The sequence below is a fragment of the Aminobacterium colombiense DSM 12261 genome, from assembly GCF_000025885.1.
In the GTDB taxonomy this organism is placed as follows: domain Bacteria; phylum Synergistota; class Synergistia; order Synergistales; family Aminobacteriaceae; genus Aminobacterium; species Aminobacterium colombiense.
This window is the reverse complement of sequence record NC_014011.1, coordinates 813622-838117: the sequence shown is the minus strand read 5'-3', so window position 1 is coordinate 838117 and position 24496 is coordinate 813622. Positions and strand designations below refer to the sequence as shown.

The 24496-nt window shown below is 42.6% G+C and carries 22 protein-coding genes and 2 tRNA genes; 2 read left to right on the top strand and 22 right to left on the bottom strand.

All coding sequences use genetic code 11. The annotated features are described in order from the left end of the window. Positions 1-207 precede the first annotated feature (207 nt). The 12 genes from AMICO_RS04080 to AMICO_RS04025 all read right to left on the bottom strand — a co-directional run bounded on the left by AMICO_RS04080 (position 208) and on the right by AMICO_RS04025 (position 9832). Positions 208-283, bottom strand: a tRNA-Gly gene (locus AMICO_RS04080). A 347-nt stretch (positions 284-630) separates the two neighbouring features. After that, positions 631-2025 carry a 23S rRNA (uracil(1939)-C(5))-methyltransferase RlmD gene (gene rlmD / locus AMICO_RS04075; protein ID WP_013048199.1) on the bottom strand — a complete coding sequence of 465 codons (1395 nt, stop codon included), beginning with the start codon at positions 2023-2025 and terminating at the stop codon, positions 631-633. A 78-nt stretch (positions 2026-2103) separates the two neighbouring features. Further along, entirely contained in the window at positions 2104-3279 is a 1176-nt protein-coding gene (locus AMICO_RS04070) for a cation:proton antiporter (RefSeq protein ID WP_013048198.1), read from the bottom strand. Between the two features lie 65 nt (positions 3280-3344). Next, positions 3345-3695, bottom strand: a complete 351-nt coding sequence (locus tag AMICO_RS04065; protein ID WP_013048197.1) for a P-II family nitrogen regulator — start codon at positions 3693-3695, stop codon at positions 3345-3347. 138 nt (positions 3696-3833) lie between these two features. Then, on the bottom strand, positions 3834-4394 hold the full coding sequence (locus AMICO_RS04060) for a 2-oxoacid:acceptor oxidoreductase family protein (protein ID WP_013048196.1): 561 nt from the start codon (positions 4392-4394) through the stop codon (positions 3834-3836). Continuing rightward, on the bottom strand, positions 4387-5214 hold the full coding sequence (locus AMICO_RS04055; RefSeq protein ID WP_013048195.1) for a 2-oxoacid:ferredoxin oxidoreductase subunit beta: 828 nt from the start codon (positions 5212-5214) through the stop codon (positions 4387-4389). The genes AMICO_RS04060 and AMICO_RS04055 overlap by 8 nt, the downstream gene beginning before the upstream one ends. Further along, positions 5215-6348 (bottom strand): 2-oxoacid:acceptor oxidoreductase subunit alpha, encoded by a 1134-nt coding sequence (locus AMICO_RS04050; protein WP_013048194.1) that lies wholly within the window; start codon positions 6346-6348, stop codon positions 5215-5217. Then, positions 6341-6550 (bottom strand): 4Fe-4S dicluster domain-containing protein, encoded by a 210-nt coding sequence (locus tag AMICO_RS04045; protein WP_013048193.1) that lies wholly within the window; start codon positions 6548-6550, stop codon positions 6341-6343. Before AMICO_RS04045 ends, AMICO_RS04050 begins: the two co-directional genes overlap by 8 nt. 169 nt (positions 6551-6719) lie before the next feature. Beyond that, positions 6720-7445 (bottom strand): tRNA (adenosine(37)-N6)-threonylcarbamoyltransferase complex dimerization subunit type 1 TsaB, encoded by a 726-nt coding sequence (tsaB, locus tag AMICO_RS04040; RefSeq protein WP_013048192.1) that lies wholly within the window; start codon positions 7443-7445, stop codon positions 6720-6722. Beyond that, complete coding sequence (gene tsaE / locus AMICO_RS04035) at positions 7442-7942, bottom strand: tRNA (adenosine(37)-N6)-threonylcarbamoyltransferase complex ATPase subunit type 1 TsaE (RefSeq protein ID WP_013048191.1); 501 nt, start codon at positions 7940-7942, stop codon at positions 7442-7444. The genes tsaB and tsaE overlap by 4 nt, the downstream gene beginning before the upstream one ends. After that, positions 7939-9465, bottom strand: a complete 1527-nt coding sequence (locus AMICO_RS04030; protein ID WP_013048190.1) for an NAD(P)H-hydrate dehydratase — start codon at positions 9463-9465, stop codon at positions 7939-7941. The genes tsaE and AMICO_RS04030 overlap by 4 nt, the downstream gene beginning before the upstream one ends. Further along, positions 9449-9832 (bottom strand): holo-ACP synthase, encoded by a 384-nt coding sequence (locus tag AMICO_RS04025; protein ID WP_013048189.1) that lies wholly within the window; start codon positions 9830-9832, stop codon positions 9449-9451. The genes AMICO_RS04030 and AMICO_RS04025 overlap by 17 nt, the downstream gene beginning before the upstream one ends. Positions 9833-10141: 309 nt before the next feature. Between AMICO_RS04025 and AMICO_RS04020 the strand changes: the two genes are divergently transcribed. Continuing rightward, positions 10142-11185, top strand: coding sequence for a serine hydrolase domain-containing protein (locus tag AMICO_RS04020; protein WP_013048188.1), 1044 nt, complete (start codon positions 10142-10144; stop codon positions 11183-11185). Positions 11186-11275: 90 nt separating this feature from the next. Here the strand turns inward: AMICO_RS04020 and AMICO_RS04015 are convergent, their stop codons facing one another. The 5 genes from AMICO_RS04015 to AMICO_RS03995 form a co-directional block, all read right to left on the bottom strand. Continuing rightward, a complete protein-coding gene (locus tag AMICO_RS04015) occupies positions 11276-12793 on the bottom strand; it encodes an ABC transporter substrate-binding protein (RefSeq protein WP_013048187.1) in 1518 nt (505 codons plus the stop codon). An 84-nt stretch (positions 12794-12877) separates the two neighbouring features. After that, positions 12878-13837, bottom strand: a complete 960-nt coding sequence (locus AMICO_RS04010; protein WP_013048186.1) for an ABC transporter ATP-binding protein — start codon at positions 13835-13837, stop codon at positions 12878-12880. Between the two features lie 86 nt (positions 13838-13923). Then, a complete protein-coding gene (locus tag AMICO_RS04005; RefSeq protein ID WP_013048185.1) occupies positions 13924-14880 on the bottom strand; it encodes an ABC transporter ATP-binding protein in 957 nt (318 codons plus the stop codon). 27 nt (positions 14881-14907) lie between these two features. Continuing rightward, the gene (locus AMICO_RS04000) at positions 14908-15819 is read right to left on the bottom strand and encodes an ABC transporter permease (protein WP_013048184.1); all 912 of its coding nucleotides are present in this window, start codon (positions 15817-15819) and stop codon (positions 14908-14910) included. A gap of 5 nt (positions 15820-15824) precedes the next feature. Next, on the bottom strand, positions 15825-16811 hold the full coding sequence (locus AMICO_RS03995; protein WP_244392448.1) for an ABC transporter permease: 987 nt from the start codon (positions 16809-16811) through the stop codon (positions 15825-15827). Between the two features lie 652 nt (positions 16812-17463). Between AMICO_RS03995 and AMICO_RS10235 the strand changes: the two genes are divergently transcribed. Then, positions 17464-17607 (top strand): YibE/F family protein, encoded by a 144-nt coding sequence (locus AMICO_RS10235; RefSeq protein ID WP_244392441.1) that lies wholly within the window; start codon positions 17464-17466, stop codon positions 17605-17607. 233 nt (positions 17608-17840) lie between these two features. Here AMICO_RS10235 and AMICO_RS03990 read toward each other — a convergent pair. From AMICO_RS03990 to uvrB, 5 genes are all read right to left on the bottom strand, one after another. Further along, positions 17841-17915 (bottom strand) — tRNA-Val (locus AMICO_RS03990). A 63-nt stretch (positions 17916-17978) separates the two neighbouring features. Then, positions 17979-18794, bottom strand: coding sequence for a pyrroline-5-carboxylate reductase (proC, locus tag AMICO_RS03985; RefSeq protein ID WP_013048182.1), 816 nt, complete (start codon positions 18792-18794; stop codon positions 17979-17981). Next, on the bottom strand, positions 18784-19680 hold the full coding sequence (rlmB, locus tag AMICO_RS03980) for a 23S rRNA (guanosine(2251)-2'-O)-methyltransferase RlmB (RefSeq protein ID WP_013048181.1): 897 nt from the start codon (positions 19678-19680) through the stop codon (positions 18784-18786). Before rlmB ends, proC begins: the two co-directional genes overlap by 11 nt. After that, complete coding sequence (gene uvrA, locus AMICO_RS03975) at positions 19658-22501, bottom strand: excinuclease ABC subunit UvrA (RefSeq protein WP_041459332.1); 2844 nt, start codon at positions 22499-22501, stop codon at positions 19658-19660. Before uvrA ends, rlmB begins: the two co-directional genes overlap by 23 nt. Continuing rightward, positions 22425-24473 carry an excinuclease ABC subunit UvrB gene (gene uvrB, locus AMICO_RS03970; RefSeq protein WP_013048179.1) on the bottom strand — a complete coding sequence of 683 codons (2049 nt, stop codon included), beginning with the start codon at positions 24471-24473 and terminating at the stop codon, positions 22425-22427. Before uvrB ends, uvrA begins: the two co-directional genes overlap by 77 nt. Between the last annotated feature and the right edge of the window lie 23 nt (positions 24474-24496).

Genomic DNA, 24496 nt, shown 5'->3' with positions numbered 1-24496 from the left:
CCCCTTCCCCACTACAAGAAAGTATTCATCAGCGTAGGCTATAATCGGGTACAAAGCCGGAGTTATTGTAATACTCATAAAAATTTGTGTCAAACTTAGCAAATTATCAAATTTATTTAAGGCATAATAGCATCAAATAATAGCACTGATGGTTACGTTCTATATTTATCTGGATTGTTTGTTGGGGGGATTCTCTTTGAAATAAGCTGGAGCGGACAACGGGATTCGAACCCGCGACCCTTAGCTTGGGAAGCTAATGCTCTACCAGCTGAGCTATGTCCGCACCATCGATGAGACATTATAAACGCGTAATCCCCTTTTTGCAATACCTCGTTATGCTAATGAGTCCACTATGATATGATACCAATTAAAATGATTCGTGTCGTATTAACCTTAAAAGAAAGACGAAACTGACCCTTTCTCGAATAATTAAGAATATGCCGTAATTCCATAACTTTTATCTTCATCTATCCCCCAAAATGGGAAAACACTTCATCAATAACATAACAGCCACCAGGGCAAGTTGCTTAGATTTTATGACGGCCGGCGAACAGCAAAAAGCCACCCTAAAGCATCGCTCCCGCGGGTGGCTATTACTCTGAAATCCCTATTTTCCAAGGCTTTTTTGTTTTACTTCTTATCAACATGTTCCAGCAACGCTACGCACTCGACGTGGACAGTCTGGGGAAACATGTCGAAAGGCTGGAGTTTCTCCAAACGGTATCCCCCTTCATAAAGCAACGCAATATCCCTGGCTAAAGTAGCTGGATTACATGCAACGTAAAGTATTTGTTGCGGTTTCCACTCTAAAATGCGTTGAATGACCTGTCGGTTGCAGCCACTGCGTGGAGGGTCCAGAATCACAGAATTAAATGGCCCGTCTAAATGAAAAATAACATCTTCAGCCCTGCCAGTATGAGGAGATACGTTATGAAAATCGTTAAGCTCCAGATTTTTCCTCATAGCTTCTACAGCACTCGGCCAATCCTCAACTGTCACTAAATTATCAAATTTTGAGGCCAGAAAAAGAGATAATGCCCCTACTCCAGAATACAATTCAAGAGCCCTTCCCTGCCCTTTATCCGAAAAGCAGTTGGCACTATATGTAAAAAGCCGCGCTGCCTGATAACTGTTAACCTGAAAAAATGCCGTACCATCAAAATGAAACTCTTTAGAATTAAGAAACTCTCTCAGCCACTCGCGTCCCTGAACGCTCCTCGAATTCTGCCCCAGTATTGTGTTTCCAGGAGAGATATTCTTGTTTTCTAAAATTCCTACAAAGGAAAACTCTGGAAACTGAAAGCTTTGCCACTGTTGCTCTACTCTTTTCATTTCTGAAGAAGAAAGGCTTTTGCGTACGACAAGGCATGCTAATAATTCTTTGGAAAAACTGCCACACCTGAAAATAACGTGACGCAACAGACCCGAATGTTTTTTTTCATCGTATGGGGGCAGATTTATGCACTCTAAAGAATCTATAAAGTAACTCAACATATGATTAAGAGCTGGTTCCAGAACGGGGCACGTGTCTATAGGAATAATAGAATGGCTGCGCCTTCTAAAAAAACCTATATCAGTCTTGCCTGCGTTGTTTCGCACGGGGAAGGATGCCTTGTTTCGGTATCCCCATTCTTTTGGACTTGCAATGCAAGGTGCCAAAATATTTCTGACGGGAATATGAGCCACGCGAGAAAAAGCTTCTTCTACAATTGTTCTTTTGATTTCAAGTTGTTTATCATAAGAACAGTGCTGAAGCTGACAACCGCCACATTGTCCATACCAGGAACATAACGGCGTAACCCGCTGAGGATGGGGCGCTATTATTTCCTGTATCTCACCAATAGCGTAATCCCTCTTCTTTTTTGTTACTCTGACCCTGATCTCTTCTTCCGGCAGGGCTCCTGGAACAAAGTAAACAAGACCATCTTTGGGGCGTCGAGCGATGCCGCTCCCGTCACTGCTAATGGTTTCAATTTTAAGGTTAATTATTTCATCATGCCCGCAGGGATGAAACTGATTCAACACTTTTGCATCCTTCCCAAACTCCTTTTTCTTAACATGGGCACTGGCTCTGCCTCATTATTAAATTCCCCTACGTATTTATTAGGACTCTTTTATCTCCCCTGCCATTACTAAGGCCTGCTTAGCGATTACAGGACCGAAAAGCTCATATATTACAGTTGACCCAAGTATAATATTACGCAATGCAACCCCCATACCAGGGAGGGTTTGTTCTGCTAAAAGAGAGAGGCCTATAGCAACACCAGCCTGAGGCACAAGGGTCAGCCCAAGATATTTTTGTACAGTTGGAGGCGAATTGGTCATTCGAGCTCCAGCATATGCTCCTAAAATTTTCCCTATTACACGAAAAACAACATATCCAACCCCTATGAGACCCACTTTAGGCAACATTCCCAGCTGCAAATCCGCACCTGAGATAGTAAAAAAAGCAAGAAAAATTGGAGGCGTGAAACGATCTACTACAGAGAGGACTCTGTCACAAGAATAAACCAGATTTGAAACTACAGCCCCAATCATCATCGCTACGAAGAGAGACGAAAGTCCGAATTTCGACGCAAGACCTATGCCTAAAAAAATACAGCCTATCGTCAGAGAAAGAAGTGCATCCTCCCCCTTAACGCGCCCCGACATAAACGAAAGGAAGAGTCCCAGAACCAGACCAAGAAGCAATGAGAAAAAAACTTCGTTGAAGACTCTCAAAACAACAGATGCCATGGGAATAGCAGAATTATTGGAAACAAGGGATTCTGCGAAAGCCACCGCAACACCAAAAGCAAGAATGGCAACTGCATCATCCATAGCAACTACGGGCAGAAGAGTATCTACTAATACCCCTTTGGCCTTGTATTGCCTTATGACAAGAATGGTGGCAGCAGGAGCCGTAGCTGCCGCTATGGATCCAAGAACAAGACTGAAATGAAGGGGCTGGTGGAAAACAAATATCATGGCTAACGTCACAGCAAAAACCGCACATAAGGATTCCATGAGAGTAATCCATACAACTGACAACCCGATTTTTCGAATATGCTTCAAGTTAAACTCACTGCCTATACTATAGGCAATAAAACCTAAAGCTACTTCTGAAACAATAAAAAAAGATGACACCACTTCTTTGGGAATCAACTTTCCAAGAGAAGGTCCTATAACAATTCCTGCCAAAATATACCCTGTCACATTTGGAAGTCTCAGCTTCCTTGTAACTTTAGCCATAAAAATTCCAGCAAGAAGAACAAGGGCGAAATAATACAAAACATGCACAGAAAAAGACTCTCCTTAAATTATATTTTGTGACCTCGTAAAGAAAAGAAAAACAGAGTGGATGATTAGTTACGATGGTTGGAAGCAAGGCCCTCAACGCAATTAACAGGTATGGTAAATAGTATTCCAACATCAGGCTTAGAAAGATCTTCTACTACTCTTTTAACGGCATCTATGGCCGGTTGGACTTGTTCATCCTCTAAAACAACAAAAATGGTTTTATTGTAGGGATACTGATCGTTAATCAGCATCTTAATGGAACCAAAAAGAGGAATTTTATCGATATCCTCATGAAGAACACGTGCCATCCCCTTACTGTCAATAATGGTAGCCCCTCGAACACCTATGTTAATAAACTCCTTAAAAAGACTTTCAACCTTGTCTACCTTATTAAGTACTATAACAAGCATCTGCATCGCATACACTCCTAACATTGGTCGTAATTCTATATATAATACATCAAAAATGAAAAAGACCAGCTGATATTATTTCACCAGCTGGTCATTCTGCCCGGAAAACCCGCGCAGTCCTGCTTCTATCGAGGGGTGTGTTGATTACAAATGTAAGCTTTTTTTGAACACCTGGTAGCCTTCATCGAAAGCTTTTGCGTTCAGTTCTTTTGTTCCTGCTGGTACTTTTTCCAATATAGCTTTCTTTACAGACTCAGGCCGGACAATATTTTCAAGCTCGAGAACTCGAGCTACTGCCCCCAGGGCCACCATATTCGTTACAAGCTCACGCCCAAGCTGTTCCCGGGCAATTCTAGAAATTGGCAACTGATATATATAGGCATCTACCTGTGGAAAATCTGTGACAAAGCTGTCATCAAAAATTATTCTTCCGCCAGGAAGTGTATCGGCTGAAAACTCTTCACAAGCCTGCTGGGTCAAGATCACCTGCAGATTTGGTCTTGTTACTTTTGGATAATCTATAGGTACTGTAGAAATAACAACCTCGGCCTTGGATTTGCCGCCTCTAGCTTCAGGACCATAAGACTGTGTCTGCACTACATAGAGGTTCTCCTCATACAGGGCCGCAGCTTCTCCTGCAATAACAGCAGCAAGAATTATCCCCTGCCCGCCTGAACCGGCAAAACGGATCTCATACCTACTCATGATCCTTCCCCCTTACTCTTTCTATGAGAGAGAGATACTGCTCTGTATATTCGGGAATGTCTTTATTAACAAATTCTCCCACTACTATTTTCCCTGCGAGTTCCTCAGAAGACATGTTTTTGGATCTCGCCAAAGTTACGGTGTTTTCCTTGAAATAATTAATGTTATCGATTGGGGTACGCCGTTTGTTTCTTCGTCCAAATTGAGTATGGCAGCTCGAAACGATCTCAATAACAGCAAACCCTTTTTTCTTTATGCCATTTGCAATATATTGTTCAGCCATTTTCGGGTTGGCAATAGTTGCCCTTGCTACATAAGAGGCACCGGCGCCTTCTGCCAGCCGACAAATATCAAAGGCCGGGTCTATTGCCCCGTATGGAGTTGTAGTTGCCAAAGCCCCCTGGGGAGTGGTAGGAGAAGCTTGTCCTCCTGTCATTCCATAGATATTGTTATTCATTACAATGGCTGTAATATCGATGTTGCGTCTACACGCATGAATAAAGTGGTTCCCTCCTATGGCCGAGCAATCACCATCTCCCATAACGTCAACAACAGTAAGGGAAGGATTCGCTAATTTAATTCCTGTGGCAAAAGCAAGAGAACGGCCATGGGTAGTATGCACTGTACAAGCATCTATATAGCCTGGCATACGACTTGAACAACCTATTCCTGACGCAATCACTGTCTGGCTTTTTTTCTTATCTAACTCTACGAGAGCACGAAGCAAGGCATGCATAATAATCCCGTGTCCGCATCCTGGACACCAGATGTGGGGGAAGAAACGCGTCCTCAGCCAGCTCATAACGTCTTGACTCGGCATCTACGCCACCTCCTCAATAGCGGAAAGGATGTCTTCAGGGTGGAAAAGTTCTCCGTTCACTAGATTTAGAGGAACCACCTTGGCTTTCCCGTGCACTGCCCGCTCCACTTCCAGAACCATTTGTCCGCAGTTAAGCTCAGGAACAATGATGGTTCTTGTTTTACGGGCAAGGCGCTCTATCTCCTTATCAGGGAAAGGCCAAAGGGTAATAGGTCTAAAGTAGCCAGCACGGAGCCCTCTGCTGCGGGCCTCTCTTACCGCGCGCAAACTCGATCGTGCAACGCTTCCGAAGGAAAGCACTATAACATCGGCGTCATCCACATTTTCGGTCTCATACTCTACGATGTCATCTCTGAAACGATCCACTTTTCTCATAAGACGAAGCATTTTTCTTTCTATTTCTTCTGAATTATTTGTAGGGAACCCCCAGTCGTTATGGGTTAAACCTGTCACATGCCAGGTATAGCCATCCCCAAAGGAAGCCATGCAGGGCAAATCGTCTTGAGGGTCTGGGCGATAGGGTACAAACTTCTCAGGAACATCCACAGGGCGCTTTCTGTTTACCACAGGATAAGACCCTGGCTCCGGGAGAACTATTTTCTCCCGCATATGCCCTAAGACTTCATCGCTCATAATAAGGACAGGCTGTCTAAAGCGTTCAGCAGCGTTAAAGGCTCTGATAGCCAGCTCAAAACACTCTTGCACAGAAGATGGAGAATAACAAATGGTAGCGTGGTCTCCATGAGTTCCCCAACGTGCTTGCATAACATCTTGCTGGCTTATCTTCGTAGGAACGCCAGTAGAAGGGCCACCTCGCATTACATCAACTACCACAATGGGAATTTCTGCCATATATGCAAGCCCCAAATTCTCTTGTTTTAAAGAAAAACCTGGCCCTGATGTTGCCGTCAACGTTTTCTTGCCTGCGATAGAGGCTCCAATAACAGCCGCTACACCTGCAATTTCATCTTCCATCTGAATAAAACGACCATTAAGACGTGGTAGCTCACTCGCCATAATTTCCGCTATTTCTGATGAAGGTGTAATTGGATACCCAGCAAAAAAGCGACAACCGGCCGCTAGCGCGCCATAAGCTAACGCTTCATTCCCCTGCCAAAAACGAACCTCAGGCATCCTCTTTTCCCTCCTTTACCGTCACTGCAAAATCCGGACAAATATTTTCACACTGTCTGCAACCAATACAATCTTCGATTCTTTCGACTTGAGCTTTACGCTGATCGTCAAAACCTAAGACTTTTTTAGGACATATTTCGATGCATAATCCACAACCTTTGCACCAAGCCCTATTAATAATTACTTCATGTTTTTTGGGCAAAACCTACACCTCCCAAAGAGATAAGGATTCATAATAATAGATTTTTTGATTTTAAAAAATCGAACAGATCAAGCATATAGTTTTCGGTTTTTTTATTCAAGCTCTTATTGATATTTATCTTTTTTCTTTTTGTTTTTATAAGAAATAAAAAAGATAAATATTATTAGCATTATAGAGCGGTTTGTATATTAAAAACCGCTCTATTTTTTAATTTAAACGTTCCAAAATCTGGCTCCCGAAGGTAAAGGGGACGTATTTTGTCTGGTTTCTTAGCCCTCTCTTTCCACTTATGCCCTAACAATGCCAAAGTTCCCCCCGAAACTGTTCCTTGCACTAAAGGAAATGGGCTTGTTCTTCCTCCTTCAGAAAAAAGAGCGGACACTCTCTCCAAATCATCACAAATGCTGCATAAGGTTTTTTTGTTTTGCAATCCACGAGATTTTACTATGATTTCTTCTGCCGTAAAAAAAGCGGGGCTCCAGACTTCTTCAAAAACATTATCTTCCATTCTGTAGGCACCGCCATACACTCCCCCACGTCCTGCCCAAATCAAAGGAATTGTAGTAAGTCCAAGCTTCGAAGCAGGATATCCCATGGCTTCAAGTGTTGAAATAGGAATAACTGGCACTCCCAATCCTTTTGCGAGACCACAGCCATAAGCCAACCCTACTCTAATTCCTGTAAAGTAGCCTGGCCCAATGGTCATAGCGACTGCGGAAATATCTGAAATCTCTATCCCCAAAGAAGAAATGAGCGTTTCAACAAGAATGGGCAACTTGCTCCCTTGATTTCTTCCTATGTTCATATTCATCTCTGCTGCTACTTTGCCATTGATAGAAACACCTATGTTTGTCCATCGAGTACAGCAGTCAACACCTAAAACAACATAATTCATTGGCCTATCTCCCCAATATCTTTAAGTAAAAGTTCCATCGTTTTTACAGCTTTTTCGCCTTCAGCTTTAAAAGAAATGCGACGTACCGTTTCGCTGTCTCTACAAAAGTAAAGTTTCCATAGGTCTTTAGTTGGCTGTTCCGCAAGGCGATCAGGCCATTCAATAACCAATACAAAGCCGTCATCTGCGTATTCACAGAGACCAAGCTCGTATTCATCTCCCCTCTCGAGGCGGTACAAATCTACATGGGCAAGGGGCAAACGCCCTTCATATTCATTGATAAGTGTGAAGGAAGGACTTCGAACTCCCCGAGCCCCCAAACCATCTCCAAGCCCTTTAACAAGAACTGTTTTTCCTGCTCCTAGGTCACCATAGAGCAAAATAGTCAACCCTGAATAAACATGACGAGCCATACATTCACCGATGAGCCTCGTCTGTTCTGGCGAAAATGAGGTAATTTCCATACTGTCCGCTTTTTCTTCCTTTTTATTAATCAATGTTTCGTCTTCTCCTTCTCTCTTAAAGAACAAAGCACTGAAGGAATTCCCATGGCTATTTCCCGCGCTAGTATACCATCTATCCCTTTTCTCTCAGCAAGAAATTGTCCTGCCTTGCCATGGATCCATACACCAAGAGACGCACTGTCTAATAAAGAAATTTGTTGAGCTAAAAATGTCCCTATCACACCAGAAAGGATATCTCCTGACCCTGGGACAGACAGCTCTGGTCCACCCTCACGAATTATTACTGTTCTGCTTATAGTATCAATTACAGTTCCATGCCCTTTCAAAACAACGCAACCCCATTGCCGAGCCAGCTCCTTTGCTGCGTAAAGGCGCGAGGATGCCACATCCTTCGCCGTTAAGCCAAGCAATCTGGCTGCCTCTCCTTCGTGAGGGGTTATGATAACATCATTGCGTTTTTTTAAATAGCTTTTTAATTCATTAAGCCAAAAGATGCCATCGCCATCAACCAATAGAGGATGGCGCCATTCATTCCATATACATTCAAACAGGGAGGCACCATGACTGTCCCTTCCAAGACCAGGTCCGACAACAGCAGCCGTACCGCGTTCCGACCAGCAAAGCAGATCCTGGGGATTCTCTCGTTTCATTGGGTGAAAAACAGCTTCCGGCAAAAAGGAGATCCCTTCCCGGCAAACATCATCAGTACTGGCCACGATGACTACTCCACAGCCGCTTTTAAGAGCTCCCAGAGCAGATAAAAGCGGAGCGCCTCTATAGTGCTCGCTGCCTCCCACTACGAGGAGTGTTCCTCTCCCCCCTTTATGAAGGTCCAACTTTCTTTCAGGAAGAGTAGCTATTGCGTCCTCTTCCTCCCAAAGAGTTGCGCAAGGAAGAGAAGGCAGTACTTCGTGAGGGGGAACTCCTATGGAAACGATTTCGATCTTACCAGCTTTAGCAGCAGCCGGCATTGCAGCAAGTCCCGTCTTCATAGCAAGCATGGTAATAGTCGCAACCGATGCCACACAGGGAGAATAGACTTCCCCTGTTTCAGCATTTATGCCGCTAGGAATATCAATAGAAACTATATTATTTCGCCCTTCAAGGAGCTCTATGATCCGTCGAATTTCTCCTTGTGGAGAACCCTTGCTGCCTGTTCCTAGCAGGCAATCTATAACAACGTGGCTTTCTGACATTAGGGATGTGATCTCTTCTACTGTCATTTCCTCCGTGATACGGATGGGGGTGCTCATTTCTTTTAATATTTCAAGGTTCTGCAAAGCGTCGCCCTTTATTTTCTCAGGAGCCCCTGCTAAAAGGACTATTGGTAGAAGCCCTCTTATTGCAAAGTGTCGCGCCATAACATAACCATCACCCCCATTATTACCGGGGCCAGCAAGGATAAGGAACCTCTCTGCTTGCGGGAAAAGACGTTGAACACACAAAGAGGCTTCAAGTCCCGCATTTTCCATAAGTACAATACCTGGAACCTTGAACTTTCCTATGGCCATGGAATCTGCTTCTCTAATCGTTGTGGGATCATAGAGATCTATCATGACTTGACACCTCCACAATTATAAAGGCAATGGCATAATCGCCATCATGGGAAAGACTGATGTGGACTTTCAACTTCTGTTCATCCATCCACTGCTCTATGTTGGCAGAAAAGCAGGGAACGGGCCCCTCAGGGGTTCTATGAAGCCACATCCCCTGCAATACAACTTTAAAAAAATCAAGGCCTGCTGCTTTCGCAAAAGCTTCACGGGCTGCGAAAGATGCCGCAAGGTGGCGGGCAGGATTAGCCTTTTTCATGGCATAATCACGCTCTTCTTCATGAAAAACCCGTTTCAAAAAGTGTTCATCCTGAAGGAGCCTCTCTATGCGGGAGATTCGACAAAGATCCACTCCTACGCCTCTAATCATATAAGATCTCCTCCTCTTTCGATTCATTTATACCACGCCACAGAAGAATTCGCTTTAATAAAACAAAAAAGCAGCCAAATGAATAACCCTATTATTTTTATAAGCCTCATGAGACAGATCTTTTCTTTTGTGAATAATTGGAGTAGTATGTTTTTTGCGTACAAGTGAATCATATAACGAACTCAACCATGTAATTTTTCTCTCCAAGGCTGTGGTGACAAAGGGGACAATTATTCCACATCTTATCACTACAATAGCAAATATTTGGGGAGCACAAGGGGTGGCTTGCGAAATGAGAGGGGAACAGAAATGGATGATACACAGATCAAATCAATGCTCCATCAAGTTGTAAGTTCTGTTGTTACCCAAAAATACATTTACGGAGCTGTTTTTTATGTATCATCTGATGACAACAGCATCGACGCAATTAGTGCTGCTGGAGATATACAAGAAGACAGCCGATATTTTATCGCCAGCATAAATAAGCTTTTTGTATCCTCAATTATTCTAAGATTGGTAACGAGAAGCAAATTAAGCTTGCATGATAAAATTTCAAAACACCTTCCAGATGAGATCATTCAGAGATTACATATTCACAAAGGCAAGGACTATTCTTATGACCTTTCCATCATCCATCTCATGTCCCAAACCTCAGGGCTCCCCTGTTATCTGCTCGATAGACAAGCCAATGGGAAAAAGGCAATGACCGAGCTAGAAGCAGGTTTCGACCAACCCTGGCCAATAGATAAAGTCATTCAAGAAATAAAAAGGATGAAAACACACTTTCCTCCAGGAGAAAAAGGCAAAGCAAAATATATCGATACAAACCATCAAATTTTGGGTCTCATTGTAGAAGCCGTTACTGGAGATCCTGTCAATATAGTCCTAAACCGTCTCTTTCAAGAACTAAGACTCACACAAACGTATGTATATGAAAATGGTAAAACAGAAAAATTTGTCCCCATTCGGCATAGATCGACAACAATGCACATCCCAAATTTTCTCAACTCTACTCAAAATGATATTATTTCCACTGCAAAGGACCAAATGACGTTTTTAAAAGCATTCTTTAGCGGATATTTTTTTCAAAAAGAAAGGTTAAATGAACTGGAGAAGTGGAATAATATATTTTCCCCCTTTCAATATGGCATCGGAATACAAAAGTTTTCTTTGTCTCGTCTCCTCTCACCATTTCACCCTGTACCTTATATGGTTGGGCACTGCGGTTCTACTGGTTCTGTAGCGTTTTATGTCCCCGATAAGAAGCTTTACATAACGGGAACGATAAACCAACAAGCAAAACCGAATGTGGCATTTCAAACCATGATAAAAATCATACAAGCATTAAGGTAAGGCACCACTCGAACAGCGGGAGCCCGTGTATTGTACACGGGCTCCCGCTGTATTAAACTAAAAAACAATATGGCTTATAGTTATTATTTACTACTCTACATAAACAACAGCATTCTGGTATTCATGAGCGCCAATTCTGCTTAACTGTATCCCCTCAATATTTTTTGTTGCGCCAAGTACTTTTATTTCATTATATATAGGAATAACAGGAGTTTCTTCGTTTTGAATTTCAAACATTCTCGTGAGCAGAACATCACGCTCTGCCTCATCCGTGGTTACAAGCCATTTATAATAAGCTTCATCATAATCTGCATTGCTAAACCTAGAGCTGTTGCGAAGCATTCCTGTGGGAAGGATGTTGGATAATGTAAATTCAACATGCCCACTATTACAGGAGTAGAAATGCAATGACATTCCGTATTCGTCCCCAGCATTAAGGCGTGAATCAATAGTATTTGCATCTTGAACAAGCACTTTAGCCTTTATATTAATATCTGCCAACTGATCCTGAACAATCTGGCTTAGTTCAGAGTAATCCTGAATTGCACTTGTCCAAATTTCTGTTTCAAAGCCGTCAGGATAACCAGCCTCTGCCATCAAAGCTTTAGCCTTTTCAAGATTATAAACATGGGGTACCTTTACTTCCTTATATTCAATGGCAACATCTGGAACAACAGCGTATGCCACTTTTCCATAGCCATACAAAAGACTGTCAACTATAAGCTGTTTATCTATCGCATACTCCATTGCCTGTCGAACAAGCTTGTTTTTTAAAGGCGTAGAAGATTGAGTGTTAACGTAAAACATCACTATTTTCATGGAGGGGGTACTTAAAAATTGCAAATCAGGGTTATCTTTGATCTTATCAATATCGATATAGGGAATCTCATATGCCACATCTATCCCGCCAGTTTCAAGCAAAATGGTCCGCTGTCCTGCTTCAGGAACTATCTTCATTGTAAGATACTTAGTTTTTGCAGGTCCACCCCAATAATCATCAAACCGCTCAAGTGTATAATGATCGCCCGTAACGTATTCCTTCATCTTGTATGGACCACAACCAATTGGATGTGACGCAAAATATTCAGCTCCATGAGCCTCAAAGTAATCCTTTGGCATAATACCCCATCCAGGATCAGTTAATTGATAGATAAACGAGGGGTGTGGCGTGCTAAAATGGACAATAAGGGTGTTATCGTCCACGATTTCCAATTTGTTCACATCTATATAGGTGGTAAAGCCGCCCCCGCGAATAGCTCTCTGCTCAAAGGTAAACACAACATCTTTCGCAGTAAGCACGTCCCCATTATGAAATTTTACGTTCTTTCTAAGGTTAAACTGAAGTCTAAGGTCGTCCAACCACTCATAACTTTCCGCCAAAGCAAATTGCACTTTCATATCACTATCATAAGTTAAGAGTGTGTCATACATATGGTTTGTAAGAGAGAACGCTCTTTCCTGAGTTCCATAGCAAGGGTTCATAGTAGTTAGATCAGCACTCTGAGCAAAAACAATCTCTTCTTTGATTTTACGACTACTAGCATCAACAGAAGCGGCTGGAGCAAACAAAATACAAACGGCCAAAATGATAAATACAAATTTCTTCATAGGTGTCCCTCCTAATATTTCGTAATAAAAAACGGTAGAAAACTTTTCCCCCCATCTCATAATTAATGGTCCCCAAAAACACTCCTAACCAAACACATGGCATGACACAAAATGCCCTGGTTCAACTTCTCTTAGACTTAACTTTTTTGCTTCACAATCATCTTTTGCAAAAACACAACGTTTAGCAAATCTACATCCGTCAGGGACATTGATAGGAGAAGTAATCTCTCCCCTGCAAACAATTCGATTCATTTTTATATCTGGATCGGGAATAGGGATAGCAGACAAAAGAGTTTTAGTATAAGGATGAACAGGATTTTTAAATAATTTCTTAGAATCAGCTAACTCTACTACCTGTCCCAAATACATCACCATGATATTTGTGGACAAATGCTTAACAACACTGAGATCATGAGTTATAAATAAATATGTTAATCCAAACTGGACTTGGAGATCCTGTATCAGATTTAAAATCTGAGCTTGTATAGAAACGTCTAAAGCAGACACTGGCTCATCACAAACAATAAATTTAGGATTCAAAGTCAAAGCACGTGCAATACCAATCCGTTGACGTCTTCCACCATCTAATTCATGAGGGTAAGAATTCGCAAATCTTTTGGCAAGACCGACTAAATCCATCGTTTGGTCAACTTTTTTCTGTATCTTATCCTTTTCACTGGATTTATAGACACCTTGTATAATTAATGGCGCCGCAATAGATTGACTAACCGTCATCCTTGGATTTAACGATGCATAGGGGTCCTGAAAAATTATTTGCATTTGGGATCTCATTTTTTTCATCTTAGCTTTGTTGAATTTTAATACATCTTCTCCGTCAAAGAAGACTGTTCCAGATGTCGGCTCGCAAAGCCTTAAAACCGCGCGACCAAGTGTTGATTTTCCACATCCTGACTCTCCTACTACTCCAAGCGTCTCGCCTTCTTTAATAGAAAACGAGACATCGTCAACAGCAAACAATGTTCCGTAAGGAGTGTAAAAATGTTTTTTTAGATGATCTACTTTTAAAAGAGTGTCATTACTCATAAAACCACATCCTAGCCTTTATTTCATCGATCTCATTAACCGTGATTGTCTATCTTGGGACCTTTGAAACCTTAGTATTCTATGCGCTAACTATACCAACATCTAACAAAATGCTCACCGTCAATATGAGTCACAGCAGGGGATTCATGCTTGCATTTTTCTGTCGCCAACTTACATCTAGGCCAAAAGTTGCATCCCTTAGGTAAGTTCATGGGATCAGGCATCAATCCATCAATTGGATTTAGACGATTCTCTTCAATACCAATCTTAGGTATTGAATTCATTAACCCTATGGTATATGGATGTCTCATGTTTTTGAATATTTCATGAACTGTTCCGTACTCTACTATTTCACCAGCATAAATCACGGCTGCTTTTTCGCAAGTCTGCGCAACTATCCCTAAATCATGAGTTATGAGTATCGTAGCCATATTAAATTTCTTTTTTAACTCATTCATCATTTCCAGAACTTGAGCCTGTATAGTGACGTCTAAAGCGGTAGTAGGTTCATCTGCAATAAGCACCTTGGGATTACATGCCAGTGCCATAGCAATAACAACGCGCTGTTTCATTCCTCCAGAAAATTGGTGTGGGTAATCGCTCATTCGAACTGGATCAATACCGACTAACTCCATCATTTCTGATGCTTTCTTTGTTGCCTTTGCTGATGAAACATGCATGTGCGTTTTGATGGCTTCCGCTATTTGATCTCCCACTATCATAATGGGGTTTAAGGATGTCATCGGGTCTTGAAAAATCATAGAGACTTGTTCACCACGAACTTTTCTGATTTCAGAACTCGTCATACCTAAAATATCTTTATTTTTATAAAGTATCGTTCCTGACTCAATATGACCGGGAGGGGTAGGTATAATTCTCATAATGCTTTTAGCTAACGTTGTTTTGCCTGCTCCTGTTTCCCCAACAATCCCTAAAGTCACACCTTCATCTAAATCAAGATCAATCCCATTAAGAGCTTCAACAGTACCATCTTCAGTTTCATAACTCACTCTTAGGTTCCTTATTTCAAGTATTTTTCCCATAATGCTCATTCCTTACCTTATGATAGTTTATTTTTTCATTTTGGGGTCTAAAGCATCGCGTAGTCCATCACCAAATAAATTGAAAGCAACTACCGTAATTACTAAAAAAAGCCCAGGGAAAACCGAGATGTGCCATGCATGACGCATATAAACCTTAGCTGATGTAAGAATGGCTCCCCACTCGGGAGTTGGCGGTTGAATTCCTAACCCTATATATGACAACCCCGCCACAAGTAATATGGACGTACCAATCTGAAGTGTAAACTGAACAAGAATAGGAGCCATGGCATTAGGAAGTATGTACTGCAGAATTATAGTAAAATCGTTAGCCCCTACAGCCCGCGCTGCCTCAATAAATTCTTTTTCTTTAACAGACATAATAGCTGCTCTGGAAATACGCGAAAAAGCGGCCATACGCGAAACGCCAAGTGCTATTAACAAGTTAACTGTGTTTGCGCCAAGTGCTGCCACAATTGCCATAGCAAGTAAAATGAACGGACATGCCATAAAAATATCCATTATGCGCATGATAATGTTATCTATTTTCCCGCCATAGAATCCAGCCACTATCCCCAGCGGACCACCCATCAAAAATGATAATGTTACAGCACTGAATCCAAGCATTAACGAATACTTCGTGCCCCATAGGATCCTTAAAAACACATCCCTACCAAACTCATCACATCCAAATATATGATGCAAGCTTGGTTTCGCTAATTTATTTCTCAAATTTTGCTTAATAATGTACTCATTATAAATAGAGTTGTCAGTAAAGAAATCTATTGCAACGACTGCGGCGACTATCAAAAGTAGTGTGGCGATAATAAATAAACCAACCATGGCCCTTTTATTGTACTTAAACTGGCGCCAGGCCTGCTGAAGCAAAGTTCTGTCTCGTTCGGATTGATGTGGTTTAGTTAATGTGATATTAGCATTCATTACTATTACCTCTTGGCTTTGTATTGTGATTTGATCCGTGGATCGACATACGCATAAAGTAAATCTACAAATAAATTAATGAACGTGGAAAAAACCGACAACATAACGACTGAAGCTAATATAGAAGGTGTATCCAGAAAACTAATCGACTCAACAATAAATCTGCCAACTCCAGGCCACGCAAAAATTGACTCCGTAACGACCGATCCCCCGAGTAAACTACCGAAATTAATTCCGATGATTGTGAGTATGGGGATTAACGCATTCGGAAGCATGTGTTTGATAGTTATGGCCGTTTCTTTTAATCCCTTTGCTCTTGCAGTATCAATATAATCTTGACGCACAACTTCTAACATTGACGCTCGGGTTGTTCGTGCTATTACCGCTAAGGTATTGGTAGAAAGGGTAAATGCCGGAAGTATAAGGCTTTTCAACATGCCAAGAAAACCAGTCTGCATCCCAGCGGCTGGAAGAATTCCGAGCATTAACGAAAAAACAAGAACTAAGATTAACCCCATCCAAAAAACCGGGGAGGCGGCCAAAAATAACGTTACTACCATCACGATATTATCAAAGGTGGAATATTGTTTTATTGCTGAGATGATCCCCACCGGTATTCCTATTATTATAGCTATAAAAACTGCTGAGGCTGCTAGTATCATGGTGTTTTTCAACCTTATAATTATTTGAGAGGAGATTTCCAAATTATTTCTATATGATGTGCCGAGATCCCCTCGAATCGCATTAACAATGAATCTGCCATACCTAACCAAAAAAGGGTCATTAAGGCCCATTTTTTCTCTAATATTTTGAAGATCAATTTCCGTAGCGTCATTTCCCGCAATTATTCTTGCCGGATCACCAGGTGTGAAATTCATAATAGCAAACACAAGGAATGTAGCTCCGAGTAAAACGGGGATAACAAATATGAATCTTTTTAAAATATATCTTATCATGCCAATACCTTCCTTTATTGGCGCATCAACAAGCATAACGGTGACGAAATTAATCATCGTCAGCGTGACACGCCACGTTTATGTGATAGTTAGCAAATCGTTAAGTATAACCTACTCTCTATTTGAGCAATTGGAAATCACTCTTTTCGCAAGGGGGTCTCTTTACTTGTATTATTACGGAGTCGCATCAACGGCTCTATACAATTTTCGCCAACAACTCCATCATGATGTGAGGCAGGGATAGAAACACATCATTCGAGTCGAAATATTTAATATTGCGAGTAAATCAAGATTCTAAAGTAAGACTACTATAATTTATTTTTTTGTCAAATTTAACAGCATTGATCAACGACTCAAGAGTCAAGTCTTAATACTGCTGTAAATTTGTTTCCGGTTAAATATGGGTTCATACGACCAGAATCATCGGGTTATCTTTGCCTGTAGCTTGAAAACTGTTTCGCTGAGCTTTCTACAGGAGCGGAATGGCCTCCCTGTATTCCTTCATGTTCGGATACATCGCCGAACAGCTTTTCCCCTTAAACGGATCTCCTCGTTGAGCCTCTGTATCATGTTGGCGCTCCTGAATCTTTTACAGTATTTCTTTGGAAGTACGTAAGTAATAGCACCTACCAGAAAAAAGGAGCAGACGGCCTCTGAAAGATCTCTCTCGCGTGCTGTTATCGGAACTATGACGACTACTCTTTTGCTGGCCTACTTTGGTGGATATTTAACGTTGCTTATGTTGTTTGCAAGACAGAATACAGTTTTTGTACGGGTTATAAATTATAGAATGATTGCGGCAAAAATACTGAGAACTATGGCTGGAGTATAGGCTTAGTTTTGATTTCACCTATTACCGCTGTGATTACCGGATGGATATATTCTTACGATGTAGAGACACTTAAAGATAGGGTCAGGTGTCCTTTGAAAAAATACAAGGTAATGTACAAAGTCTATAGCTTCTTTAATACTTTCTAAGTGTTGCCACGGCAAACCGATATGAGTACATGTGGAGTCTGGACAAAAAAGGGTCCCGGCATTATGCCGGGACCCTTGTATTCTCAATGGTGGGTGGTAGAGGAATTGAACCTCTGACCTCTTCCGCGTCAAGGAAGCGTTCTCCCCCTGAACTAACCACCCAACGACTCGGTATTCTACAGGTCTAAGTGCGAAATGTCAATAACTGCAAGACAATCAAAACCCCTACTTCTTTTTGTTGGTCTTTTGCTCCCCTAATTCCTTACCGCGTCGGGTTGCCTCTGCAATAGCCCGGATAAAGGACGCACGGACCGCTCCTTCCTCCAATTCATAAAGCCCTTCGATAGTGGTACCACCAGGGGTAACCACACCATCTTTCAGTTCCGCTGGATGTTTTCCTGTTTCCAAAACAAGTTTTGCTGCCCCGATCATCGTCGCGGCAGAGGCCTTTAGTGCCAAATCTTTCGGAATTCCAACTCGGAGGCCCCCGTAGGTCAATGCCTCAAGCACTGTAAACATATAGGCGGGCCCTGATCCTGAAATGCCCGTTATGGCGTCAAGATTTGGCTCTGCTGTTTCTTCACTTTCTCCAAGAAGGCCGAAAAGAAGTTTGGTTTTTTTCATATCTTCTTCTGTCACATTTTCAGAAGGCGTATAGGCCGTAAAAGCAGCATTAACAGCGGCACATATATTTGTCATTCCCCGAATCCATCTTGCATGGGGGGCTGCTTCTGCAAGCTGCTCTAACCGAATACCCGCTGCCATAGAAAAACATAGCTTGTTTGTCAGATTTTGCGCCAGAGAAGCCACCACGGGAAGTTGAATATGAGGCTTCAGCGCAAAAACCACCACGTCTGCCCTTGCTATAGCTTCGTTGCTTTCCTCATAACAAATACCCAGTTCTTCGAGGGATTCCACCTTTTGTCTATCTTTGTCGTAGGCTATGACTGTGCAATTTTCCTTCACCCATCCCCTGGCCACAGAACTGCCAAGCATTCCCGCTCCGATAACAGCAATGGTACATCTTTTTTTATTCACCATGAACATCTACTCCTTTTGCCCTGGCCCACTCAAACATTCCTAAGGCAGCAGCGACACCTGCATTGAGCGAACCTGTTTTCCCTGTTATAGGGATGCGAAGCAACATGTCGCACCGCTGGGCAACGAGACGGGACAAACCCTCACCTTCTGCTCCAACAACAAGTGAGGACTTGTCTGGGTATGTTGCCCCCCAAAGGGATTGGGGCGCATTATGGTCAAGTCCCACCACCCAGAAGCCTTCCTCCTGAAGCCGGGTTATCGTCTGTGCAATATTCGTTACGGATATCATGGGCACTCGCAACGCTGCCCCAGCACTCACTTTCACTACCGTTCCGCCAGGTAAGGCCGAGCGGCGTTTTGAATAAACAACAGCCGTAGCTCCAGCAGCCTCTGACGTACGTATAATAGCTCCCAAGTTGTGAGGGTCAAGTATGTGATCAAGAACTACAAGAAGAATCGGCCCTTCCTTTGTTTTTAAGGTGGGTAGAAAATCTTCCATATCCAGTTGTTCCACCATTGTTATTTTTGCCACTGCCCCCTGGTGGTTCTCTCCGGGGCACATTTCATCAACCAAAGTTGACGCCACTTTTTGAAAAGGGACCTTAGTAGAACGGGCAAGGGTCATTACTTCTCCTGAAAAGGAAGGATGGGCCCTTTCTGAGATCCAGACTTTTAAACATTTCTGTGGTGAGTATTGGAGAAGATCTAAAACTGGCTGGCGTCCCCATATAAGATCTTCATCAATTTGTTTCCTCACATCTGGCATTTTGATATAAGGTTTCTTGCCATATGGTTTCTGATTCTCTCTCTTTTTATTCTCCATTTTTCTACTATATGGTTTTTTGCTATCTGGCTTACTATTATCACGACGCTGTTTTGCGCTCATAGTGGTCCTCCCTTTCAAGCTGCCTGGCATATTCCTGAAGATAGGCAGAAGTATACCCTTGTCTGCTTTTGATTATTTCTTCTGGCGTTCCCTGGGTTACTATAGAACCGCCCTCCATTCCTCCCTCGGGGCCTAGATCGATAATATAATCTGACGATAGAAGTACATCCAGATTATGCTCGATGGTCACCACAGTATTTCCCTGATCCACGATGCGATGGAGAATGTGAAGCAACTTCTTCACATCTGTATAAAATAAACCTGTTGTTGGTTCGTCGAGAAGATACAGAGTAGGACCGGTGAAGCGTTTACTCAGCTCTTTTGCAAGTTTAACCCGTTGTGCTTCTCCCCCGCTCAAGGTGAGGGCCGATTGACCAAGACGAATATATCCGAGACCTGCTTCTTGAATTAAGGCCAGTTTTGATGCAATGCGGGGAATTTCCTTAAAAAACTCAAAAGCATCATCTACTGTCATATTCAAAACATCAGCAATGTTTCTCCCTTTATAACGAACTTCAAGAGTTTCTCTGTTATACCTTGTTCCTCCGCAAACCTCACAGTCCACGTAAACATCGGGCAAAAAAAGCATGGAAACTTTAACAGATCCAGCTCCGCTGCAAGCTTCACATCGTCCACCCCTTACGTTGAAACTAAACCTGCCAGGTGCATATCCACGTATTTTTGATTCTGGAAGCTCTGCAAAAAGTTCGCGGATGAGAGTAAAGAGACCTGTGTATGTTGCTGGATTTGACCTTGGAGTTCTACCAATTGGACTTTGATCCACAAGCACCACATTTCTAAATTGCTCTGCCCCATCAATGCTTAGATGTTTCCCGGCTCTCTCTCTGAAATCTTTGTCCAGAATACGTTTCATACCCTTATATAGCACATCATACAAGAGGCTGCTCTTTCCAGATCCCGAGACTCCGCTGATGCAGGAGAAAACACGTGAAGGTATTGCTACATCAATTTCCTTAAGGTTGTGATGGGCAACCTTCCGTAATGTGAGCCAATGAGAAGTATTACGCACATCTCTTCTTCTAATACATCCTGAAACTTCCCCTCGCAAATAGGGACCAGTTAAAGCATTGGTATTGAGCACCTCTTCAGCTGTTCCTGCATTAACAATTTCTCCACCCTGCTCTCCTGCACCAGGCCCCATTTCTACAATAGCGTCAGCTGCAAGCATTGTTTCACGATCATGTTCCACGACTACTACAGTGTTGCCAAGATCTCGAATGGAGCGAAGGGTACGCAAAAGACGATCGGTATCTCTGGAATGAAGGCCAATGGTCGGTTCATCAAGAACGTAGAGAACCCCGCTGAGCTTTGAACCTATCTGAGTAGCCAAACGAATACGCTGACTCTCACCGCCACTTAAAGTATCTGCGCGACGCATAAGGGACAGATATCCAACGCCCACATCGACAAGAAAAGAGAGTCTCTTTTCAAGCTCTATCATCACTTGACCCATAATTTTTTGTTCATTTTCAGTGAATTCCATTTCTTTAAGCACGGGTAACAGTCTATCCACAGGCATTTCCACCAGCTCATCAATAGTGTGGTGGTTTAATTGAACCATAAGAGCTTCAGGACGTAGACGGTAACCATGACATGTTTGACATATATCTTCCACACGATATCCGGCTAACTCTTCTAGGACGTTCTCAGATTCCGTTTCATTCCATCTCCCTTCCAGCCATGGAAGGAGCCCCTCATATCGCCCCATATACTGATGCCGTTCTCCGCGGTCAGAGAAGAACATGGGAAGTCTTTCATCGCTCCCATAAAGGATAAAGTTCTGCACATTCTTTGGCAGCGTTCCATATGGCTGAGTCAAATCCCATTCTTTCGACTGAGAGAAAGTGTACAGCTTTCTCAGCATGTAGTGCTTTTTTTTCCAGGGAAGAAGAGCGCCCTCTTCCACTGAGCGGACGGGGTCTATGGCATGCTCTTCAGAAAAGTGTTCGTGGCTGCCAAGACCAGAACAATCAGGGCAGGCTCCGTAAGGGTTATTAAAGGAAAATAACCGTGGCTCTATTTCCGGAAGGGAGATGCCACAGTCAGGACAGGCATAGTTTTCTGTGAGAAGCTGCTCCTTTCCCCCCTCTGTGACAAGGAGCACATACCCTCCAGAGAGGCTCAAGGCTGCCTCTACAGCTTCGCTAATACGCCCTTTCCGGTCGTCCAGGACTTTCAGTCGATCAATTACCACTTCAATAGTGTGTCTTTTATTCTTATCAAGGGCAATCTCTTCTTCTAACCAGTAAATAGTTCCATCCACCCTTACGCGCATGAATCCCTTCTCCCTATTTTGGGCAAAAAGATTTTTAAACTCCCCTTTTTTCCCTCGAACCTGGGGGGAAAGAATTTCAAGCCGCTGGTCCGGGTAGTTCCTGAATATAACGTCTACAATTTCATCAAGGGAATAACGAATGACGGCCTTCCCGCACGATGGGCAGTATGGAACTCCTAGCCTACCATACAAAAGTCTCAGATAGTCATAAATCTCCGTTACGGTACCCACTGTTGAGCGAGGGTTATGGGATGTACCTTTCTGTTCTATTGAAATAGCTGGAGATAATCCTGAAATGTCATCCACATCAGGTTTTTTTTGTATACCTAAAAATTGTCGGGCATAGGCAGAAAGGGATTCTACATACCGGCGCTGACCCTCTGCATATAGTGTATCAAAAGCCAGGGATGACTTCCCGGAACCTGATGGCCCTGTAATAACCACAAGTTTATTTTTTGGAAGTGTTACGTTTATATTTTTGAGATTGTGCTCTCTTGCTCCTCTTATGCTGATAAGATGCAACACGCTGCCACTCCTTCCCTTTTGAGTCTGTCAATATATCACGAATTTGCGCGGCTTTTTCAAAATCAAGTTTTTCTACTGCTTCCCACATGAGGCGTTCTAGATCACTATGGGTGTATTCCTGAACTTCTTTTGTTCTTTTCCCCCTGCGGCTCTCTAATTTTACAGCATCGGAAGTAAATTCTTCTGGAAGAAGGTTTTGTACTGTTTTACTAATAGTTTGAGGTATAATGCCATGCTTTTCATTGAAAAGCATCTGTATTTCTCTTCGCCTGCGAGTCTCTTGTACAGAAGTCCTAATACTCTCTGTTTCCACATCGGCATAAAGTACAACTTGCCCCCGCGTGTTTCTCGCCGCTCGCCCCATGATCTGTATAAGCGACCGATGAGAACGGAGAAAGCCTTCTCTGTCAGCATCAAGGATAGCCACCAGCGACACCTCAGGAAGATCCATCCCCTCTCTCAGCAGGTTAATACCAACAAGAATAGAAACTTCTCCGCTTCGAAGATCACGTATGAGTTCTGCTCGCTCAAAAGCATTTAATTCCGAATGGATATATTTTACTTTGAACTGCAGATCTGCCAAGTATTCAGCTAGATCTTCTGATGATTTTTTTGTTAATGTCGTTACAAGTGCCCGTTCTCCCCTTGCTGTGATACCTCGCAGTCTATCAACGAGATCATCAACCTGTCCAGTTGCAGGACTCACCACTACCTCAGGATCCACCACTCCAGTGGGCCGAATTATCTGTTCCGCTACACAGGTGGAAACTTCTCGTTCCCAATCCCCAGGAGTAGCTGAGATAAAAATAACTTGACGAAGATATTTTTTAAACTCCCTCCAGTTGAGAGGTCTATTGTCAAGACATGAAGGGAGGCGAAAACCATTTTCCACGAGGGTAGTCTTCCTGGCCCTATCTCCGTTATACATGCCCCTCACCTGAGGAAGGGTAATGTGAGACTCATCTATTACCATAATAAAATCATCGGGGAAGAAATCAAGAAGAGTTCCAGGGGGTTCTCCAGGATTGCGGCCATCAAGATATCGCGAGTAATTCTCTATGCCTGAGCAGTAGCCCACTTCTGCAAGCATCTCCATATCATATCGGGTCCTCATCTCTAAACGTTGTGCCTCGAGAAGTTTCCCCTGTTTTTTCAATAGGTGAAGCTGCTCATCAAGTTCCTGCTGTATTTGCCCCATAGCTTTATCTATGGCATCTCGACTTGTAACATAATGCTGGGCAGGGAAAATAGAAGCTTTAGGAAGCTGTTTCAGTGTATGGCCACTCACGGGATCAATTTCATCAATGCGTTCAATTTCATCGTCAAAAAAAGCGACTCTGAGTGCCGTTTCACTATAGGATGGATAGATTTCAAGAACATCTCCTCGTGCCCTGAACTTTCCTGCTTCAAGAAGCATGTCATTCCGAGCGTAATAATTATCTATTAGCCGCTCCATAAAACCTCTACGATCCCATTTTTCCCCCACAGCAAAGGGAAATATAACTTCTTCGTACATTTCCTTTTTTCCAAGGCCATAGATACAAGATACGCTAGCTACAACAATAACATCCCTTCGTTCAACAAGAGCTTTCGTTGCTGCAAGACGCAATTTCTCTATACGGTCATTGATAGAGGCATCTTTTTCTATATAAGTGTCACTCGAGGGAATATAGGCTTCCGGCTGGTAATAATCATAATAACTTACAAAATAATGGACAGCATTGTGGGGGAAAAATGTTTTAAACTCAGTATAAAGTTGTGCTGCCAATGTTTTATTATGAGCCAGAACAAGAACGGGACGATCAAACTGGGCCAGTACATTTGCCACAGTAAAGGTTTTTCCACTCCCCGTAACTCCTAAGAGAGTTTGGAAACGTGTTCCATTTTTAAGGGATTCAACAAGTTTTTCTATAGCTTCAGGCTGATCTCCAGAAGGTCCCCAATCTGCTTTCAAATTAAAAATTCCAGACATGACGTTTCAACTCCTCTTGTTAC

What these genes read in the sequence shown, in the direction of transcription:
- AMICO_RS04065 (WP_013048197.1), bottom strand. Translation starts at nt 3,695, where the DNA reads ATGCAGATGCTTGTTATAGTACTTAATAAGGTAGACAAGGTTGAAAGT.
- AMICO_RS04060 (WP_013048196.1), bottom strand. Translation starts at nt 4,394, where the DNA reads ATGAGTAGGTATGAGATCCGTTTTGCCGGTTCAGGCGGGCAGGGGATA.
- AMICO_RS04055 (WP_013048195.1), bottom strand. Translation starts at nt 5,214, where the DNA reads ATGCCGAGTCAAGACGTTATGAGCTGGCTGAGGACGCGTTTCTTCCCC.
- AMICO_RS04050 (WP_013048194.1), bottom strand. Translation starts at nt 6,348, where the DNA reads ATGCCTGAGGTTCGTTTTTGGCAGGGGAATGAAGCGTTAGCTTATGGC.
- tsaB (WP_013048192.1), bottom strand. Translation starts at nt 7,445, where the DNA reads ATGAATTATGTTGTTTTAGGTGTTGACTGCTGTACTCGATGGACAAAC.
- AMICO_RS04030 (WP_013048190.1), bottom strand. Translation starts at nt 9,465, where the DNA reads ATGATAGATCTCTATGATCCCACAACGATTAGAGAAGCAGATTCCATG.
- AMICO_RS04025 (WP_013048189.1), bottom strand. Translation starts at nt 9,832, where the DNA reads ATGATTAGAGGCGTAGGAGTGGATCTTTGTCGAATCTCCCGCATAGAG.
- AMICO_RS04020 (WP_013048188.1), top strand. Translation starts at nt 10,142, where the DNA reads ATGGATGATACACAGATCAAATCAATGCTCCATCAAGTTGTAAGTTCT.
- AMICO_RS04015 (WP_013048187.1), bottom strand. Translation starts at nt 12,793, where the DNA reads ATGAAGAAATTTGTATTTATCATTTTGGCCGTTTGTATTTTGTTTGCT.
- AMICO_RS04010 (WP_013048186.1), bottom strand. Translation starts at nt 13,837, where the DNA reads ATGAGTAATGACACTCTTTTAAAAGTAGATCATCTAAAAAAACATTTT.
- AMICO_RS04005 (WP_013048185.1), bottom strand. Translation starts at nt 14,880, where the DNA reads ATGGGAAAAATACTTGAAATAAGGAACCTAAGAGTGAGTTATGAAACT.
- AMICO_RS04000 (WP_013048184.1), bottom strand. Translation starts at nt 15,819, where the DNA reads ATGAATGCTAATATCACATTAACTAAACCACATCAATCCGAACGAGAC.
- AMICO_RS03995 (WP_244392448.1), bottom strand. Translation starts at nt 16,811, where the DNA reads ATGCTTGTTGATGCGCCAATAAAGGAAGGTATTGGCATGATAAGATAT.
- AMICO_RS10235 (WP_244392441.1), top strand. Translation starts at nt 17,464, where the DNA reads ATGACGACTACTCTTTTGCTGGCCTACTTTGGTGGATATTTAACGTTG.
- proC (WP_013048182.1), bottom strand. Translation starts at nt 18,794, where the DNA reads ATGGTGAATAAAAAAAGATGTACCATTGCTGTTATCGGAGCGGGAATG.
- rlmB (WP_013048181.1), bottom strand. Translation starts at nt 19,680, where the DNA reads ATGAGCGCAAAACAGCGTCGTGATAATAGTAAGCCAGATAGCAAAAAA.
- uvrB (WP_013048179.1), bottom strand. Translation starts at nt 24,473, where the DNA reads ATGTCTGGAATTTTTAATTTGAAAGCAGATTGGGGACCTTCTGGAGAT.